At 73.9% G+C, this 18,919-nt stretch carries 13 protein-coding genes; 10 read left to right on the plus strand and 3 right to left on the minus strand.

The features are described 5' to 3' along the window. Nucleotides 1-7 precede the first annotated feature (7 nt). The 5 genes from AB0F04_RS07040 to AB0F04_RS07060 all read left to right on the plus strand — a co-directional run bounded on the left by AB0F04_RS07040 (nt 8) and on the right by AB0F04_RS07060 (nt 10,559). A complete protein-coding gene (locus tag AB0F04_RS07040) occupies nt 8-2,302 on the plus strand; it encodes a bifunctional glycosyltransferase family 2 protein/CDP-glycerol:glycerophosphate glycerophosphotransferase (protein WP_362038567.1) in 2,295 nt (764 codons plus the stop codon). Between the two features lie 158 nt (nt 2,303-2,460). Then, nucleotides 2,461-4,659 (plus strand): CDP-glycerol glycerophosphotransferase family protein, encoded by a 2,199-nt coding sequence (locus AB0F04_RS07045; protein WP_362038569.1) that lies wholly within the window; start codon nt 2,461-2,463, stop codon nt 4,657-4,659. Nucleotides 4,660-4,667: 8 nt separating this feature from the next. Beyond that, nucleotides 4,668-6,908 (plus strand): bifunctional glycosyltransferase family 2 protein/CDP-glycerol:glycerophosphate glycerophosphotransferase, encoded by a 2,241-nt coding sequence (locus AB0F04_RS07050; protein WP_362038570.1) that lies wholly within the window; start codon nt 4,668-4,670, stop codon nt 6,906-6,908. Next, nucleotides 6,905-8,710 (plus strand): hypothetical protein, encoded by a 1,806-nt coding sequence (locus AB0F04_RS07055; RefSeq protein WP_362038572.1) that lies wholly within the window; start codon nt 6,905-6,907, stop codon nt 8,708-8,710. Before AB0F04_RS07050 ends, AB0F04_RS07055 begins: the two co-directional genes overlap by 4 nt. Before the next feature lie 268 nt (nt 8,711-8,978). After that, nucleotides 8,979-10,559: a hypothetical protein gene (locus tag AB0F04_RS07060; RefSeq protein ID WP_362038574.1), complete on the plus strand. Its 1,581-nt coding sequence runs from the start codon at nt 8,979-8,981 to the stop codon at nt 10,557-10,559. On the opposite strand, the gene AB0F04_RS07065 is transcribed toward AB0F04_RS07060, so the two are convergent. After that, complete coding sequence (locus AB0F04_RS07065) at nt 10,549-10,962, minus strand: organic hydroperoxide resistance protein (protein WP_161368937.1); 414 nt, start codon at nt 10,960-10,962, stop codon at nt 10,549-10,551. The two genes, AB0F04_RS07060 and AB0F04_RS07065, sit on opposite strands and share 11 nt — an antisense overlap. 122 nt (nt 10,963-11,084) lie before the next feature. Here AB0F04_RS07065 and AB0F04_RS07070 point away from each other — a divergent pair, with 122 nt between their 5' ends. Next, nucleotides 11,085-11,576, plus strand: coding sequence for a MarR family transcriptional regulator (locus AB0F04_RS07070; RefSeq protein WP_362038576.1), 492 nt, complete (start codon nt 11,085-11,087; stop codon nt 11,574-11,576). Here the strand turns inward: AB0F04_RS07070 and AB0F04_RS07075 are convergent. Further along, on the minus strand, nt 11,503-13,158 hold the full coding sequence (locus AB0F04_RS07075) for a glycosyltransferase family 39 protein (protein WP_362038707.1): 1,656 nt from the start codon (nt 13,156-13,158) through the stop codon (nt 11,503-11,505). The two genes, AB0F04_RS07070 and AB0F04_RS07075, sit on opposite strands and share 74 nt — an antisense overlap. Before the next feature lie 157 nt (nt 13,159-13,315). On the opposite strand from AB0F04_RS07075, the gene AB0F04_RS07080 reads away from it, so the two are divergent. Together AB0F04_RS07080 and galE are read left to right on the plus strand one after the other, a co-directional pair. Beyond that, nucleotides 13,316-14,995 (plus strand): glycosyltransferase family 2 protein, encoded by a 1,680-nt coding sequence (locus tag AB0F04_RS07080; RefSeq protein WP_362038578.1) that lies wholly within the window; start codon nt 13,316-13,318, stop codon nt 14,993-14,995. A gap of 81 nt (nt 14,996-15,076) precedes the next feature. After that, entirely contained in the window at nt 15,077-16,057 is a 981-nt protein-coding gene (gene galE, locus AB0F04_RS07085) for a UDP-glucose 4-epimerase GalE (RefSeq protein ID WP_362038579.1), read from the plus strand. A 258-nt stretch (nt 16,058-16,315) separates the two neighbouring features. Here galE and AB0F04_RS07090 read toward each other — a convergent pair whose 3' ends face one another. Beyond that, entirely contained in the window at nt 16,316-16,942 is a 627-nt protein-coding gene (locus tag AB0F04_RS07090) for a TetR/AcrR family transcriptional regulator (protein WP_362038581.1), read from the minus strand. 191 nt (nt 16,943-17,133) lie between these two features. On the opposite strand from AB0F04_RS07090, the gene AB0F04_RS07095 reads away from it, so the two are divergent. Together AB0F04_RS07095 and AB0F04_RS07100 are read left to right on the plus strand one after the other, a co-directional pair. Continuing rightward, a complete protein-coding gene (locus AB0F04_RS07095) occupies nt 17,134-18,048 on the plus strand; it encodes an ABC transporter permease (protein WP_362038583.1) in 915 nt (304 codons plus the stop codon). Further along, nucleotides 18,041-18,865 carry an ABC transporter ATP-binding protein gene (locus AB0F04_RS07100; protein ID WP_362038585.1) on the plus strand — a complete coding sequence of 275 codons (825 nt, stop codon included), beginning with the start codon at nt 18,041-18,043 and terminating at the stop codon, nt 18,863-18,865. The genes AB0F04_RS07095 and AB0F04_RS07100 overlap by 8 nt, the downstream gene beginning before the upstream one ends. Nucleotides 18,866-18,919 lie beyond the last annotated feature (54 nt).

Below are 18,919 nucleotides of genomic sequence, written 5' to 3' on the forward strand. Positions count from 1 at the left end.
TGGCCTCTTGCCCAGGTTCAGTGTCATTGTCCCCGCGTACCAGGTTCAGGCGTACCTGCACGAGTGCCTCGAATCGGTGCTCACCCAGTCCTGTCCCGATCTCGAACTGATCGTCGTCGACGACTGCTCGCCGGACGCGTGCGGCGCGATCATCGACGAGTTCGCCGCCCGCGATGCCCGCGTACGCCCCGTCCACCTGCCTCAAAACGTCGGCCTGGGCCGCGCGAGAAACGCCGGCGTGGCGCACGCGAGCGGGGACTACCTGCTGTTCCTGGACAGCGACGACACCCTCACGCCCGACGCGCTGCGGTCGATCGCCGACCGGCTGAAGGAGACGGGCGAGCCGGACGTGCTGGTCTTCGACTACGCGCGCACCTACTGGACCGGTGAGGCGATCCGCAACCAGGCGGCCGCGCAGCTCACCGAGCAGGGCCCGGCGCCGTTCCGCCTGGAGGACCGGCCGGGGCTGCTGCGGCTGCTGATGGTCGCCTGGAACAAGGCCTACCGGCGGGAGTTCGTCGAGGAGGGGGGCTTCGTCTTCCCGCCCGGGCTCTACGAGGACACGCCGTGGACGTACCCGGTGCTGATGACCGCCGAGTCGATCGCGACCCTCGACAGGGTCTGTGTGCACTACCGGCAGCGGCGGCAGGGCAGCATCCTGCGCACCACCAGCGAGCGGCACTTCGACGTCTTCGAGCAGTACGACCGGGTCTTCGCGTACCTCGACGAGCGCCCCGAACTGGCCCGGTGGCGTCCGGTGCTGTTCCGCCGCATGGTGCACCATCTGGTGATCGTGTACTCCCGGCGGGACCGGCTGCCCCGGGGCTCGCGTGCCGACTTCCTGCGCCGGGCCCGCGCCCACTACCGGCGCTACCGCACCCCCGGCGTCCCCGTCCCGGCCCCGCTCTCGGCCTCGCTCGAGCGGGGGCGCCCCCGCCGCCGCGTCCACCACGTCCTGATCCGCTTCGGCCTGCACCGCACCTACCGCACCCTCCAGCTGGCGTCGGCCCTCCACCGCGCGGCCGCCCGGACCACCGGGAAGCTGCTGCGAGGCCTTCGGGCGGCCGTCCTCCGGACGCATTACCTCGTGCAGCGCTGCCTGCCGCTGCGCGCCGACCGCGCCGTCTTCGCCGCCTACGACGGCCGCGGCCACGGCTGCAACCCCGGCGCGCTGGAGGCCGCGTTCCGCGACCTCGCGCCGCACATCCGCACGGCGTGGATCGCCCGCCGCGAGCACCACCACACCATCCCGCCCGGCCCGCGCCGCATCGTCCCCGGCACGGCCGCCTACTGGACGGCGCTCGCCCGCTCCCGCTACCTGGTCAGCAACACCGGCTTCGACGACCGGCTGGCCAAGCGCCGGGGCCAGGTCCTGATCCAGACCGGGCACGGCACCCCGCTCGGCCACATCGGCCTCGACCTCCAGGAGCGCCCCGCGGCGGCCCGCGGCCGTGACTTCGCGCGGCTCCTGAAGGACGTCGACCGGTGGGACTACGTGCTGTCCGCCAACCGGCACACCACCCTGACGAACGAGCGCGTCCACCCCGGCCGCTACACCACGCTGGAGTACGGCTACCCCCGCAACGACGTGTTCCGGACGGCGACCCCGGCGGACGTGGCCCGGCTGCGGGCCTCACTGGGCATCGCGCGGGGCGTGGTGGCGATCCTGTACGCGCCGACCCACCGCGACTACCGCCGCTCCCAGCGCCGCCCCCTGGACCTGCAGCGGATCGCGCGCCGCCTCGGCCCGCGCTTCATCGTCCTGGCCCGCGCCCACCACGCCTACGACGCCCCGCTGATCAGCACCTGCGGCCGGGTCGTGGACGTCTCCGGCCACCCGAGCGTGGAGTCGCTCTGTCTGGCGTCGGACGTCCTGGTCACGGACTACTCGTCGCTGATGTTCGACTACGCCAACCTGGACCGGCCGATCGTCGTCCACGCCGACGACTGGGAGGCGTACGACGCGGCCCGCGGCACCTACTTCGACCTGCGTGACGTCCCGCCGGGCGCGGTCGCCCGCGGCGAGGACGAGCTGATCGACATCTTCGCCACCGGCCACTGGCGCGGCTCCCGCTCGGCCCAGCTGCGCGCGGTGTTCCGCGAGCGGTTCTGCACCTACGACGACGGGCGGGCCGCCGAGCGGGTGGTGCGCCGGGTCGTGCTCGGGGAGTCGCAGCTGCCGCCCGTCGTGCCGCTCGGCGAGCGTCGTCCGGTGCCCTCGGCGGCGGCCTCGCTGACGCGTGAGCCGCTCACCACGGTGCCGCTCGCGGCCGGTCCCCGCGCCGTCACCGACAGCCTCTGACCACGGTTCGCACTCCGGGGAGTCCGCATGCCCGCCGGCCCGTCGCGGCCGACGCCGTCCCGGCCGCCGGCCTGGCGGCCGTCGGGGCGTCCGGGACGCCCGCGACCCGTGTGACCCGGCCCGCCCCGACAGACCCGCCTCCCGACAGAAAGAGCCACATGCCCCGCTTCAGCATCGTCGTCCCGTCCCATGGGGTCGCGGGCCGGCTGTCCCTGGCGCTGGATTCCGTCCTCGCCCAGTCGTTCGGAGACTTCGAGCTGATCCCGGTGTGCGACGCGCCCGACGCGCCGGCGGCGGACGTCGCCGCCGGGTACGCCGAGCGGGACTCCCGGGTGGCGCCGGTGCACTCGCCGCCGTCGGACGGACTGGCCGGAGCGCGCAACACCGGGCTGCGGGCGGCCGTCGGCGGCCATGTGCTGTTCCTCGACGGCGACGACCTCCTGGCCCCGGGGGCACTGGCGGCGCTGGACGCCCGGCTGGGCGAGACCGGTGACGTGGACGTCCTGTACTTCGAGCACGAGCGCACCCCCTGGTGGGAGGGCGAGCCGGCCAACCCGGCCGCGCCCCTACTGGCCAGGACGCCGGACGGGGCCTTCGCCCCCGGCCGGGCCCCGCGGCTGACGGGCGTGGCGCTCCCGGCGTGGAGCGCCCTCTACCGGCGGGCCTTCCTCACCGAGCAGGACCTCGCCTTCCCCGGGGAGCACTACACCGACATCGGTTTCGGCGGGCTGGCCGGCCTGCGGGCGGAGCGGGTGGCCGTGCTGCGCGCGGTCGTCGTCCGGCACCTGCTGCGCCGGCAGGGCAACCGGCTGGGCCTGCCCGGCGAGCACCACGCCGAGCTGCTCGACCAGTGCGAGCTGGTGCTGGCACGGGCCGCGGAGCAGGGGCTTGCGCCGGACCGGCTGTCGCCGCTGTTCGAGCAGCTCTTCGCCGCCGTGCTGAAGACGGCCGCCCACCCCCGGCGGCTGACCTCCGGCCGCCGGGCCTTCTTCCGGCGGGCGAGCGCGCTCTACCGGCGGCACCGCCCCGCGGGGTACCGGGCGCCCGGCGGCAGCCTCGGCGTCCAGCACCGGCTGCTCGCCTCCGGGTCCTACCCGGCGTTCCGCGCCCTGCGCGCCGTCAACCGGACCGCGGTGCGGGCGGCCACGCTGCTCCCCCGCCCGCGCGGGCTGCGCACCCGGCTGCGCTACGCGCTGGACCTGCGGCTCCCGCTGGACCGGAACCTCGTCGTGTACTGCGCCTACTGGGGCCGCGGCTACGTCTGCAACCCGGCCGCGATCCACGCCAAGGCCCGCGAACTGGCGCCGCACCTGCGCGCGGTGTTCCTGGTCGAGCCGGACGCGGTGGACAGCGTGCCACCGGGCGTCGCACACGCGGTGATCGGCAGCCGGACGTACTGGAAGGTGCTGGCCCGCGCCAAGTACCTGGTCAACAACGCGAACTTCGCCGACGCCGTGGTCAAGCGCCCCGGCAGCGTGCACCTGCAGACCCAGCACGGCACCCCGCTGAAGACGATGGGCGCCGACCAGGCGACGTACCCCGTGGTGGCCGCGGCGACCGGCAGCATCGCCAGGCTGCTGGCCCGGGTGGACCGCTGGGACTACAACCTGACCTCCAACCGGCACTCCACCGAGATGTGGGAGCGGGCGTTCCCGAGCGCGCACGAGACGCTCGAGTACGGCTATCCCCGCAACGACGTCTACTGCACGGCGTCCGCCGAGGACGTGGCCCGTGTCCGCAAGGAACTGGGCGTCCCCGACGGCAAGAAGGCCCTGCTGTACGCCCCCACGCACCGCGACTACGCCACGGGTTTCGAGACGGGCCTGGACCTGGCGCGGTTCTGCGAGGCGATCGGCGACGAGTACGTGGTGCTGCTGCGCGCCCACTACTTCTACGACCGGGGAGCGAGCAGGGGCGGCGGGCGGATCATCGACGTCACCGGGCACCGCTCGTCGGAGGACGTGTGCCTGGCGGCGGACGCGCTGATCACGGACTACTCGTCGATCATGTTCGACTACGCCAACCTGGACCGGCCGATCGTCGTGTACGCCGACGACTGGGACGTGTACCGGGAGACCCGGGGCGTCTACTTCGACCTGATGGAGTTCCCGCCCGGCCGGGTCGCGCGGACGCCCGGGGAATTGGCGGCCGTCTTCCGTGACGGCTCCTGGGCGGACGAGTCCGCCGCGTCGCTGCGGGCCGCTTTCCGGGAGCGCTTCTGCCAGTTCGACGACGGGCGTGCCGCCGAGCGCGTCGTGCGCCGGGTGCTGCTGGGGGAGCCGCCCGAGTCGATCCCGCCCGTGGTCCCGCTCGCGGAGCGCGTCCCGGCCCCCGCCTCCACCCTCACAAGGAGCTGACCGAAGACGTGCCCCGCTTCAGCATCATCGTCCCCGTCTACAAGGTGCAGGGCTTCCTGCGCGAGTGTCTCGACTCGGTACTCGGCCAGTCCTGCGGCGACTTCGAGGTGATCGCCGTGGACGACCGCTCGCCCGACGGCAGCGGCGCGATCCTCGACGAATACGCCGCCCGCGACGACCGGGTGCGGGTGCTGCACCTGCCGGAGAATGTGGGCCTCGGCCGGGCCCGCAACGCGGGCCTCGCGCAGGCGGCCGGCGACTACGTGCTGTTCCTGGACAGCGACGACGCCTACACGCCGGGCCTGCTGGCCGCCGTCGCCGCGCGGCTGGCGGCGACGGGCGAGCCGGACATCCTCGTCTTCGACCATGTGCGCACCCACTGGTGGGGCCGGGGCGGGCGCAGCGAGGCGGCGGACCTGCTGGCCGCGGCGGGCCTGGAGACGTTCGGCATCCGGCAGAGCCCGCAGTATCTGAACCTGTTCCTGGTCGCCTGGAACAAGGCCTACCGGCGCTCCTTCTTCCAGGAACACGGGCTCCAGTACGCGGCGGGGCTGTACGAGGACGCGCCGGTCACCTACCGGTCGATGGTGCTGGCCGAGCGCATCGCCTGCCTGGACCGGATCGGCGTGGAGTACCGCCAGCGCCGGCAGGGCGCGATCACCAAGACACCCGGGCGCCGGCACTTCGACATCTTCCCGCAGTACGAGGGGCTGTTCACGTTCCTGGAGCAGCGCCCCGACCTCGGCTGGGCGCGGCCGCTGCTGCTGGAACGGGCCCTGGACCACATGCTGTTCGTGCTGGCCCGCGAGGACCGGGTCCGGCCCGCCGACCGGGGCGACTTCTACCGCGAGATCCGCTCCTTCCACCGCCGTCACCTCCCCGAGGGCGGCTTCCGGCTGCCGGACGGCTGGCGCGGGGTGGAGATGCGGCTGCTGGCCTCGGCGCCCTACACGTCGTACGCGGCGGCACGCGGACTGCGGGACCTGCGCGCGGCCGCCCTGGGCGGGCGGCGGCGGGTGGCGAGGAAGGCGTCGGAGACCGCCAGGCGCGGCTGGTACGCGGCCCAGTCGAAACGCCCTCTCGATCCGCACCTCGCCGTCTACTCGGCGACCCACCACCGGGGCGTGACCGGTGATCCGGCCGCGATCTACGCCAAGGCGCGCGAGATCGCCCCGCACATCAGGGGCGTGTGGGTGGTCCGGGAGGACGCCGTGGACGCGCTGCCGCCCGGCATCGAGCACGTGACGCCGGGCTCGCGGCGCTATCACGAGGTCGTGGCGCGGGCCACGTACTGGGTGAACAACGTCAACTGGCCCGGCACCCTGGCCAAGCGGCCGGGGAGCGTGCACATCCACACCCACCAGGGCACCCCGCTGAAGTACATGGGCGCCGACCTGCTGACCAAGCCGGGCGCCCGGCACGGCTTCGACGTGCCGCAGATGCTGCGCCGGGCGGACCGCTGGGACTTCAGCCTGGTCGCGGGGCGGTACGCGGAACAGGTCTGGGAGCGGGCCTGTCCGTGCCACTTCACCTCGCTGCGGACCGGCAGCCCGCGCAACGACGTGCTGGTCGGCGCGGGGCCCGAGCGGGGCCGCGCGGTGCGCGAGCGGCTCGGCGTCCCGGCCGGTGACACGGTCGTGCTGTACGCCCCGACCCGCCGCGACTACCGGCGGGGCGGCCACGTCGACCGGTTCGACCTCGCCCGCTTCGCCGAGGACCTGGGCCCCGGGCACACGCTGGTCGTCCGGCTGCACCCGTCGCTGGCGGCGGGTGTCGCGCGGGGCCTCGGCTTGTCCGACCTGCACCGGCGGGGTGTGCTGGTGGACGTGACCGACGAGCCGCACGTCGAGGAGGTGATGCTCGCCTCCGACGTGCTCGTGACCGACTACTCCGCCCTGATGTTCGACTACGCCCTGCTGGACCGGCCGATCGTCGTCCACGCCGACGACTGGGGCGCGTTCGCGGCGAGCCGGGGCGCCTACTTCGACATCACGGCCGACGCGCCGGGCCATGTGTCGCGTTCGTACCGCGAACTGGCCTGGCTGTTCGCGTCCGGCACCTGGCAGGACGCGGAGGCGGCGCGGCTGCGCACCGCCTTCCGGGAGCGGTACTGCGAGTTCGAGGACGGGCGGGCCGCCGAGCGGGTCGTCCGGCTGCTGATGCTGGGCGAGCGGGGCGGGACGCTGCTGCCCGCGGCCCGCCGGACCGAGGGTGTCCGCACCCGGCCCGAGGCGCTGATCGAGAGATGAGGACTCCCGCGACCCCCGAGGCCGTCCCGTCCCTGCCCGGCCAGCGTGCCTCCTCGGCCCCGGCGCCCGCCGTCGCCGGGCGGCTGCGGCCGGCGCACTGGTGGCACGCCGCCCTGGTCGCCGTGCCGACCGCGGCCTTGTTCGTGCTGGGTTACCGGCGCCGCTGGATCTGCGACGACGGGCTCATCTACCTGCGCCCGGTCCGGCAGATCCTGGCGGGCAACGGGCCGGTGTTCAACGCCGGGGAGCGGGCGGAGAGTTCGACGGGCACCCTCTGGCAGTGGCTGCTCGCGCTCGCCGCCCGGGTCTCCGGCGAGGACCCGGCGTTCCTCGCGGTCGGGCTGGGACTGCTGCTGAGCACCGCCGGGTTCGCGTTCGCCCTGGTGGCGACGTGCCGGCTGCACCGGGGCGGCGGGCTGCTGCTGCCGGCGGGTGTGTTCGTGCTGCTGGCCGTGCCGCCGTTCTGGTCGTACATGACGTCGGGTCTGGAGAGCGGCCTGGGCGCCTTCTGGACCGGCCTGTCGTGGTGGCTGCTGACCCGGACCCGGCGTGGCCGGAACGCCCGTGAGACGTGCGCGGCGGCCTTCGTGTTCGGTCTGGGCCCGCTGGTCCGGCCCGATCTCGCGGTGGTCACGGCGTGCTTCCTGGCCGCCCAGTGGTGGGTGCTGCGCCCCTCCCGGCGGGGCACGGCGGCGATGCTGGCGTCGGCGGGGGCGGTGCCGCTGGCGTACGAGGTCTTCCGGGCGGGGTACTACGGGATCCTGGTGCCGCTGCCCGCCATCGCCAAGGAGGCGAGCGCCAGCGACTGGAGCCGGGGCGCCGGATACGTGCAGGAGACGCTCGGGCCGTACTGGCTGTGGCCGGTGGTCCCGGTGCTCGGGGCACTGACCGTGCTGCTGGTGCGGCGGACCCGCCGGGAGCGGCGGGGCCGCGTCCCGGGGCGGGCCTCGCTCGCGGTGCTGCTGGCGCCGCTGACCGCGGGCCTGCTGCTGGCCGGGTACGTGGTGCGGGTCGGCGGCGACTACATGCACGCCCGCATGATCCTGCCCGCGCTTCTGCTGCTGCTCCTGCCGGTGCTGGTCGTGCCCGCGAGCAGGGTCACCGGGGCCGCGAGCGCGCTGCTGGCGGTGTGGCTGTGCGTGACGGTCAGCCCGCTGCGGGCACCGTTCGACGTGCGCAGCACGCCCGGGTCGTTCAACGTGCGCAGTTCCGACGTGGAGGGCCTCGGCGATCACAACCCGGTGCGCACCGCCACCTGGGTGGCCAACTGGCCCGCCTTGCCCGAGGGGCGCGCCATGCTGGCCCGGGCGGAGCGTGCTCCCGGTCCGACGCTGCTCTACTTCGACGCCGGGCGGCGGCTGCACGCCACGCCGATGCGCGCGGACGCCCCGTACCGGGTGGTGATCGTGGGCCGTCACCTCGGAGTGACGGGAGCGGCGGCACCATTGGACGCCTATGTCAACGACGCCTGGGGGCTGGCCAGTCCGATCGGCGCGCACCTGACGCTGGAGCGGTGGAGCTGGCCCGGGCACGAGAAGTTCCTGCGCAACCACTGGATCTTCGCCGAGTGGGCGGCCGAACACCCTCCGCAGCGGGACCTGCTGCGGGCCGGGGCGACGCGGGAGACGGTCGGGGCGGCCCGGGCCGCGCTGGGCTGCGGCGAACTCGCCGAGCTGCGGGAGTCGGTGCGGGCGCCGCTCACCGCCGAGCGGTTCTGGCAGAACCTCACCGGGTCGGTCGAGCGGACACGGTTCCGCTTCGCGCGCTGGCCGGCAGCGGCCCAGCGGGCGCTGTGCGACTGACGGTCGTCAGGTGGGAGGGGGAGCGGCTGTCAGCCCCGCTTCGGCCGCAGGGCCCCGGCGTGCGGGGTGGGCGGCCGACCGTCGGCAGGTGAGGGGTGCGGCCGTCAGCCCCTCCGGCCCCTCCGGCTCACGGCGTGTGCGGTGGGCCGGTGCGGCGGGCCACCCCCGGCAGGTGGGGTAGCGGCCTCACTCGATGAAGTGATCCGGGGTCAGGGCATGCGTAGGGCGGGAACATTCGGCGCATGCCCCCGACCCCCTTCACCCTCCGGTGAGCGCCCCGGCCCCGGTCCGGCGGGCCGTGCGCGGCGCGACGGCGCTGCGCGGCGGCCGCGCCGGACGGCTCACCCCCTACCGGTTCTACGGCGCCCTGTTCTGGCTGGTGATGACGCTGGCGTACTGGCGGATCCCGCTGTGCTGCGACGCCGGGCAGCACGCGGCGGTCGTCGAGCGCCTCAAGGCGGACCTGCTGCACCCGGCCCACACCATGGCCGACCTGCCGGGCGGGGGCAGCCCGTACTACGGCCCGTACGCCGTCGCCCAGGGCGTGCTGGCGCGGCTGACGGGGCTGTCCGGCTGGGAGGTCGTGAAACTCGCCGGTCCGGTGCACCTGCTGGTGCTGCTGACGGGGATCGGCCGCTTCGTCAGGACCCTCACCCCGCGCCCCTGGGCGCCGGTGTGGGCGTTGCTGTTCATGACGCTGCTGTGGGGCACCACGCGGATCCTGTGGAGCGGCTACCTCGGGCTGATGTCGATGACGACGAATCTGGGCTACCCGTCCACGATCGCCATCGGCCTGACGTTCTGGGCGTGGGCCTGGACGGGCACCCGTGCGCGGGAGGACACCCCCGCCGTGCGGTTCGTCGGTCCGAGCGGGCTCGGCGGCTGGTGGGGGTACGCCGGGATCGGCGCCCTGTACGGGCTGATCCTGCTCACCCACCCCGTCACGGCGGCCTCGGCGCTCGCCGGGGCGGCGGCGATCGTGGCGGCCCGGCAGCGCGGCCGGCGCCGCCCGGTCGTGGCCCGGTGGGTCCTCACCGGGGCGGCCTGCGCGGCGGTCGCGGTGGCGTGGCCGTACTACGACGTGCTGACCCTGGTCGGCGACACCGGCATGGACGCGATGCACCGGCAGCTGTACGAGAGGATGCTCGCCAATTCCTGGCTCGCTCTGCTCGGCCTGCCCGCGCTGTGGGTCCGGGCCCGCAGGTCGGCGCGTGATCCGCTGGTGTGGATGTTCCTGCTGGAGTGCCTGCTGGTGGCGTACGGCTGGGCGAGCGGGCACTACACGTACGCCCGGGCGCTGTGGGCCGTGCTGGTGCCGCTGCAGTTCGCCCTGGCGGTGGAGCTGGCGGCGCCCCGGCCCTGGCGTCGAGCGAGACGGGTGCTGGGCGGGGCGGCGGCGGCCGGGGTGTGCGCCGGATTCGTCACCGTGCACGCCGGGGCGGTGGTGCCGCGCTCGGTCGACCCGGTGGGGTTCGCACAGCCGACGCGCTGGCCGTCGTACGACTGGGCGGCCCGGCACATCGGGCCGGGCGAGGTGGTGATCACCGACGGGTACTTCGCTTCCCACGCCATCGCCGGGTACGGGCCGAACCTCGCGGCGCCCATCTGGCCCGACCCCGCTCTCGACGAGGGGGAGCGGCAGCGCCGGGCGGCCGATGTGCGCGCCTATCTGGCCCCCGGTTCGACCCGCGCCGAGCGCTCCGCCGTCGTCCGCCGCTACCACGTGCACTGGCTGCTGCTGACGCGCTGGCACCCGGTGCCCGAGGAGGCGGTGGTGGTGGCGTGGAGCGGACGGACGGGGGAGGTGCTGGCACGGGTCGGGGGTGACGTCCGAACGGTTACTCGATGACGAGGTCGACCTCGATGTTGCCGCGCGTGGCGTTGGAGTACGGGCAGACCTGGTGGGCCTGCTCGACCAGCTTGCGGCCGGTCGCCTCGTCCACGCTGTCGGGCAGCTCCACGCGCAGGGTGACAGCGAGGCCGAAGCCCTCGCCCTGCTTGCCTATGGAGACCTCGGCGGTCACGGCGGCGTCGCTGACGTCGACCTTGGCGGCGCGGCCGACGAGGCCGAGGGCGCTGCCGAAGCAGGCGGCGTAACCGGCGGCGAAGAGCTGCTCGGGGTTGGTGCCCTGGCCGTTGCCGCCCAGCGCCTGAGGCATGCCCAGGGCGAGGTCCAGCACGCCGTCGGAGCTGACGGCCCGGCCCTCACGGCCGTGGGTGGCGGTGGCGACAGCGGTGTAGAGCGCGTCCATGGAAAACCTTCCCTCTCACGTCAACGTTTCGGCGGCCCGCTCCCGGGCCGCCTGACACCAGAATTAGAGCACACAATTCAGTTGTGCGCAATTGAATGGTGGGCTCGGGCTATCCTGGAGGCATGAACACGCCGGACGACGACTGGCTCCGCCTGGACCAGCAGATCTGCTTCTCCCTGCACGCGGCCTCCCGCGCCTTCAACGGGGTCTACCGCGGGATCCTCAAGGACCTCGGCCTCACCTACCCGCAGTACCTGGTGATGCTGGTGCTGTGGGAGCACGACGAGCTGCCCGTGAAGAAGCTCGGCGAGCACCTGCGTCTCGACTCCGGCACGCTGTCACCGCTGCTGAAGCGGCTTGAGGCGGCCGGACTGGTGCGCCGGGAGCGCAGCGCCCGCGACGAGCGGTCGGTGGAGGTGCGGCTGACCGAGGAGGGCGTCGCGCTGCGCGGCCGGGCGCTTCAGGTGCCGCGCCGGATCGCGTCCTCGACCGGCTTCGGCCCCGAGGAGGTCCGCGCCCTGCGCGCCCGCCTCGACGAGCTCACCACCGCGCTGGACGCCGCCGCAGCGCTCGCGGAGCAGCAGGGCGGCTCGCCGGCAGCCGGGCCGTCGTAGCCGCGCCGGGCGGGGTGTCGGCCTGCCCACCGGGCGGTTCGTCGCCCGGCTGCCGCCGGACGTGGAGGCGGAGGACCACCCCGTCCCGGGCGTGTTCCTCCCGGACGGTGAACTGCTCCCCCAGGACGGCGAGCTTGGTCCGCTCGACCGGATCGGCCAGGGGCCGGTGCGGGTTCGGCACGTGCGCCTCGGCGACGACCCAGACGTGGTTCACCGAGGCGAGCCGCCGGCGCAGTTCCCAGGGGGTCGCCTCTCTGCCCCACAGGGTCCCGGAGCGGGGCGCGGACTCCCGCAGCGCGATGTCCCGCACCCTCCGGAACCCCTTGGGGTAGGCCAGCGCGGCGAGTCTGCCGACCGACGGCACGAACAGCACCGGGTCACCGGGGCGCATCCGGCGGACGGCGAGCGCGGAGACCACGGCGAGGTTGTCCGGGCGGTGCGCGGCGGAGCGGTCCTGCCGGTGCACGGGGAGCTGCGTGAGGAAGGTGCCGACGAGGGCGAGCACACCGGTGACACCCACGACGACCCGCACCCGCCGCCCACCGGACCACATCCGCAGCCCACCCACCCGCATCCGCAGCGCGCCGAACCGCACCGGCAGCCCGACAACCCGCGCCGACCGCCCACCGACCGGCACCCGCGCCGACCGCCCACCGACCGGCACCCGCATCAGCGCCCGGCCCACTCGCCCGGCACCCGCCGCGACCAGCAGGGACGCGCCCGCCAGCGCATAGAGCACGTACCGGTCGTGGTAGAGCGGCCGGACCTGCGACACGGTCATCAGGATCCCCGGCGGCACGAGCAGCAGCGGCGCCGCGACCGCGGCCGTGCGCCGCTCCCGGAGTCCCAGGATCATCAGCAGCGACGCGCCCCAGAACACCGGCCCCGCCGGGCCGGGGGCGAAGTTGCGGGCGAGCCTGTCGACCCGGTCCCACCCGGGTGGCACCAGCCACGCCACCTGCCCCGCCTGCCCCTGCGACACCCACACCAGGGGCAGCAGAAGCAGCGTCGCCGCCCCCGCCGCGCGCCCCCAGCCGGACCACACCCTCCTCGGCACCCGCAACAGCGCCAGCGTCAGCGCGTGCGCGCCCAGCACCGGCACCGCCAGCTCGTGCAGCGCACAGGTCAGCGCGATGACCGTCCCGTACCCCCACCAGGCCCGGGGCCCCGGCCCCTCCACGGCCCTCAGGAGCAGCAGCGTCGCCCCTGCCACTCCCCCCGCGACCAGCGCGTACGACCGTCCCTCCTGGGCGTAGTGGCCGGTCATCGGGGTGATCGCGTAGAGGGCACCGGCCCCCAGGCCGACCCGGGGCCCGGCCAGCCGGGCGCCCAGGGCCGCGACCAGGCCGGCGGTCGCCGTCGCCGCGCACACCGACGGCAGGCGCAGCACGACCTCGTCCGGGTGGACGGCGAGGACGGCGTGCATGAACAGGTAGTACACGCCGTGCACCGCGTCCACGTCGTGCAGCAGCCGCCAGATCTGCGGGACGGTGCGCTGCGCGACCTGGAAGGTGACGCTCTCGTCTCCCCACATGCCCCCGCGGTCCAGTTCCCACAGCCCGGTCGCGAACATCACCGCCATGGGCACCGCCACGGGCAGCACCCCCGTGGCGAACCTGCCGCTCCCCCTCCACCCTCCGCTCTTCACGGCCCGATTCTGTGCTGAATCAGCATCTTCGCCGAGGTTTGGTGGTGTGTTACCACTTTCATGTCATTCGCCCGGCTTACGATCCACAGTGATGAATGCCGAGGGCGAGACCGAGCGGGCCACCCGGACGCCGCGTCCCCGGGTGGCCGTCGTGGTGATCGGTCATGACGACGCCGCCCATGTGACGGACGCCGTGCGCTCGGCGCTCGCCCAGGGACCGGCCGTGCGCGAGGTGGTGGCCGTCGACGACTGCTCCCAGGACGGCAGCGCCGGCCTGCTGGAACGGCTCGCCGCCGCGGAACCCCGGCTGAAGGTGATCCGCCGCCGGGTCAACAGCGGCGGCTGCGGCACCCCGCGCAACACCGGACTCGGCGCGGTGACCTCGCCGTACGTGATGTTCCTGGACAGCGACGACATCCTGCCGTCCGGCGCGGTCGAGGCGCTGCTCCGGGCGGCCGAGGGCGCGCACGCGGAGGTCGCGGGCGGCCTGTGCGTACGCCGGGAGCTGCCGTCGGGGCGCGAAGTGCCCTGGCAGGAGCGCCTCTACGCGCTGCACGCCGTGGTGCCGCACCCCGCGCGACGACCTCGCCTGGTCCACGACACGCTGTGCGTCAACAAGCTCTACCGCACCGACTTCCTGCGCACGCACGGCATCCGCTTCCCCGAGGGCCGCTTCCCGTACGAGGACGTCGTCTTCACCGCGCGCGTGCTGGCCGCGGCCCCGCGCATCGCCCTGGTCCCGGACCGGGTCTACGTCTGGCACGTGCGCCGGTCCGCGGGGCGGCTGTCGATCTCCCTGGACCGCGCCGGAGTCGAGAACTGGCGGGCTCGTACCGAGGCGTGCCGACAGGCGTACGAGGTGCTGCTGGGCGCCGGCCAGAAGGAACTCGCGCGGGCCGCGCGCGCCAAGTTCCTCGACCACGACCTGCGGATGTACGTGCGTGAACTGGGGTTGCGCGACGCCGCGTACCGGCGCGCCTGGTGGGAGCTCACGCGGGCGCACCTAGCGGAGTACGACGCCGACGACTGGGCCCGCAACCCGTCCGCTCCCGGCCGGCTGATCGGGCGGGTCGTCCTGGCTTCCCCGGAGCCGTGCGATCTGCTCCGGCTGCGGGAGCTCGCGGCCCGTCCGGCCCGCCTGTGCCCGCCGTACGCCCGCGCCGCGGACGGCACGCCCGTCTGGTCGCACGGCCTCCCGCAGGTCTCCCTGGAGCCCCTCCGCGCCCGGCCGGTGCGGGCGCTGCCCCTCGCCGTCGACGGGGAGCTGCGGCCGGGCGCGCGGGGCACCCGGCTGCGACTGCGCCTGCACGAGCTGTACGGGCGGGTGGCGCAGGCGGGTCCGGAGGCGCTGGAGGTGGAGTGGCGGCACCGGGACGACGCCGACGTGGTGGTCCGGGGTGCGAGGGTGGCGCTCGCGCCGGGTGCGGAGGTGCGGCCCGATACCACGGGGACCGCCGGCCCCGACGGGCGCGAGGCCACCTGGTCGGGGGAGACGGCCGTCGACCTCGGCGCACTGGCCGCGCTCGGCCCGGGCACCTGGGACCTGCGCCTCAGGGTCCGCTTCCGTGACGGCGCGAGCCGGGACGTCACGGCGCACGCTCTGCGGGGCGCCGGTCTGCTGCGCCGCCGCGCCGTCCCGAGCGCCCGGCTGGGCGTGGTACTCGTTCAGCCGTACTCCACCCACTCCGGTGCGCTGGCACTGCGGGTCGCTCCCGGCGTACGCGGTGTGCTGTCGGTGGTACGCGCACGACTGCTCCGCCTGCTTCACTGAGGGCACGACGACAGCGACGACCGCGACGGATCAGCGCGCAGCAGCACCACCACGGGCCCACAGACGAGGGGACGGCCGCACATGACCTGGTTGATCACCGGCGGCGCCGGCTACATCGGCGCGCACGTCGTTCGGGCGATGACCGCGGCGGGCGAACGGGTCGTGGTGTACGACGACCTGTCCACCGGCATCGCCGCGCGCGTCCCCGACGGGGTGCCGCTGGTGGTGGGCTCGACCCTGGACGCCCAGCGGATCGCCCGCACCCTCGCGGACCACTCGGTCACCGGCGTCGTCCACCTCGCTGCCAAGAAGCAGGTGGGCGAGTCCGTCGAACGGCCGCTGCACTACTACCGGGAGAACGTCGAGGGCCTGCGGGTGCTGCTGGACGCCGTGACGGCGGCGGACGTGCGGTCCCTCGTCTTCTCCTCATCGGCGGCGGTGTACGGCATGCCGGACGTGGACCTGGTCACGGAGGAGACGCGTTGCGCGCCCCTGTCGCCGTACGGCGAGACCAAGCTGGCCGGTGAGTGGCTGGTCCGTGCGACGGGCCGGGCGACCGGGCTGTCGACGGCGTCCCTGCGCTACTTCAACGTGGCGGGCGCGGCGGACCCGGAACTGGCGGACACCGGCGTCTACAACCTCGTGCCGATGGTCTTCGAAAGACTCACGGAGGACGCGCCGCCGAGCGTCTTCGGCGACGACTACCCGACTCCGGACGGCACCTGCGTGCGCGACTACATCCATGTCGTCGACCTGGCCGAGGCCCATGTCGCGGCGGCCCGGGTGCTGCGCTCCTCTCCGGGCCGCGACCTGACGCTCAACATCGGCCGGGGCGAGGGCGTCTCCGTCCGCGAGATGATCGACCGCATCAACGCGGTCACCGGCCACGACCGGCCGCCGTCCGTCGTCCCCCGCCGCCCGGGCGACCCGGCCCGCGTGGTCGCCTCCGCCGACCGCGCGGCCGCGGAGCTGGGCTGGAAGGCCCGGCTGGACGTGCAGGACATGATCACGTCGGCGTGGGAGGGGTGGGTGCGGCTCCACCCGGAGTCACGGCGGGGCTGAGCTGCCTGAACGGTGAGTCCGGCGCGGCCGACCCGCCCGGACCGTGAGTCCGGCGCGGCCGACCCACCCAGACACTGAGCGCGGCGCGGCCAATCCGCCCGCACCGTGAGTCCGGCGCGGCCGACCCACGCGGACCGCGAGTCCGGCGCGGCCGACCCACCCAGGCCATGCATGCGACGCGGCCGGCCCACCCGGACCGTGAGTGAGCCCCGGCGCACCTGCCGGGGTTCACTCGAAGGGCCCCCTGGCAGACCCGTCCTACAGCGCCTTCAGGCCCTGCGACGTGGCCCGGGCGAGGGCGCCCAGGTATCCCTTCGGGAGCTTCGGGCTGCGGATCACCACCGAGCGCCAGTAGAGGGGGCCGGAGATCAGGTCGAGGGCGAGGTCGTGGTCGATGCCCTCGCGCAGCTCGCCGCGGCGTTCCGCCGCCGTCACGATGCCGGTGGCGACGCCGTCCTGGCCCTCCCGCAGGGCCTTCTGCAGGGCCTCGGCGATCTCCGGGTTGCGGGCCGCCTCCGCCTGGAGGTCGGGGATGACCTGCGAGGCGACGGGGTGGCGCAGGGCACGGGACGTCACCTCGTACAGCAGCCGCAGGTCGCCCTCCAGGGAGCCGGTGTCCGGCACGGGCAGGCCCTGTACGGCGAGCGCCGACACGATGTCGAGGACCAGGTGCAGCTTGGAGCGCCAGCGGCGGTACACCGCCGTCTTCCCGACCCCTGCCCGGCGTGCGATCCCCTCGATGGACATCCGCGCGTAGCCGACGGCCGCGAGTTCCTCGAAGACGGCCGCCCGGATCGCTTCCGTCACGTCCTCCCGCAGGACGGCCGCCCCCGCGGGGGCCCGGCGACGCGGTGGCTGCTGGGGCTCGTCGGGGTTCGTCGTCATGCCGACAGCATAGGGCGTCACGACGAAACGGTTGCGTTCCGACGTTCGTCCGACGTACGCTCCCGTTACGACGATACGGTCCCGTCCCGACGTAAGAGTTCGTGAAGAGCCCGGCAAAAAATGCACCCCTCCGGACCTCACGGACCCCAGGCCCCAGCCCCCACGCCCTCCTCCGAGTGAAAGCAGCGGATGTGAGTACGGTCCTCCACACACCGCCCCAGCCCCCGGCCCCGGCCGACCACGACCTCGCGGCCCTCGCCGCCCGCCACGGCCTCACGGTCAGCGGCGCGCGGCCCTCCCTGCCCGAGTACGTCCGGCAGCTGTGGGCCCGCCGCCACTTCATCACCGCGTTCGCCACCGCCAAGCTCACCGCGCAGTACAGCCAGGCGAAGCTCGGCCAGGTCTGGCAGGTGATGACCCCGTTGCTGAACGCGGCGGTGTACTACTTCATCTTCGGCGTGCTGCTCGGCACCAAGCACGGCGTGCCGGACTACATCCCGTTCCTGGTCACGGGCGTGTTCATCTGGACGTTCACGCAGAGCTCGATCATGGCGGGCACCCGCGCGATCTCCGGCAACCTCGGCCTGGTGCGCGCCCTGCACTTCCCGCGCGCCGCGCTGCCGATCTCCTTCTGCCTCCAGCAGCTCCAGCAGCTGCTGTTCTCGATGGGCGCGCTGGTCGTCATCCTGCTCTGCTTCGGCGTGCCGGTCTCCGCCTCCTGGCTGCTGGCACTGCCGGCCCTGTTCCTGCAGTTCACGTTCAACGCGGGCGTTTCGATGGTCATGGCCCGGATGGGCGCCAAGACGCCCGACATCGCCCAGCTGATGCCGTTCGTCCTGCGCACCTGGATGTACGTCTCGGGCGTCATGTGGAGCATCGACAAGCTGGCGCAGAAGGACAGCCTGCCCCACGTGGTGAAGATCGCGCTGGCGACCAACCCGGCGGCCGTGTACATCGACCTGATGCGCTTCGCCCTGATCGACAGCTTCCACGCGAGCCAGCTCCCCGCCCACGTGTGGGCGATCGCGGTCGGCTGGGCGCTGCTCGCCGGCGTCGGCGGCTTCATCTACTTCTGGAAGGCTGAGGAGACCTACGGCCGTGGCTGAGCACCCGAACGAGAAGATCCCCACCGTCGTCGCCGACGGCGTCGACATCGTCTACCGCGTCAACGGCACCGGCGCCGGACGCGGCTCCGCGACCGCCGCCCTCAACCGCATCGTGCGCCGCAAACAGACCGAGAAGGCGTCGGGCGTGCGCCGGGTGCACGCCGTGAAGAACGTGTCCTTCGTCGCCTACCGCGGCGAGGCGATCGGCCTGATCGGCACCAACGGCTCCGGCAAGTCGACCCTGCTGAAGGCCGTCGCGGGTCTGCTGCCCGTGGAGAACGGCGCCATCCACACCGACGGCCAGCCCTCCCTGCTCGGCGTCAACGCCGCCCTGATGAACGACCTCACGGGCGAGCGCAACGTGCACCTCGGCGGCCTGGCCATGGGCATGTCCCGCGAGCAGATCAGGGACCGCTACCAGGAGATCGTCGACTTCTCGGGCATCAACGAGAAGGGCGACTTCATCACGCTGCCCATGCGGACGTACTCCTCCGGTATGGCCGCCCGGCTGCGGTTCTCCATCGCCGCCGCCAAGGACCACGACGTCCTGCTGATCGACGAGGCGCTGGCCACCGGCGACCGCTCCTTCCAGAAGCGCTCGGAGGAGCGCATCCGCGAGCTGCGCAAGCACGCGGGCACGGTGTTCCTGGTCAGCCACAACAACAAGTCCATCCGCGACACCTGCGACCGGGTGCTGTGGCTGGAGCGAGGTGAGCTGCGCATGGACGGGCCGACGGAGGACGTCCTCAAGGAGTACGAGGCGTTCACCGGGGACAAGGCGCCGAAAGCCAAGCCGAAGGCCGCCGTTCCCTCGTGAGGCCCACCCGATCGGCCCTTTTGTCTCATTGATGGCAGCATGACCGCATACGGT

It is taken from the genome of Streptomyces sp. NPDC029041 (assembly GCF_040637515.1).
Classification (GTDB): Bacteria; Actinomycetota; Actinomycetes; order Streptomycetales; family Streptomycetaceae; genus Streptomyces.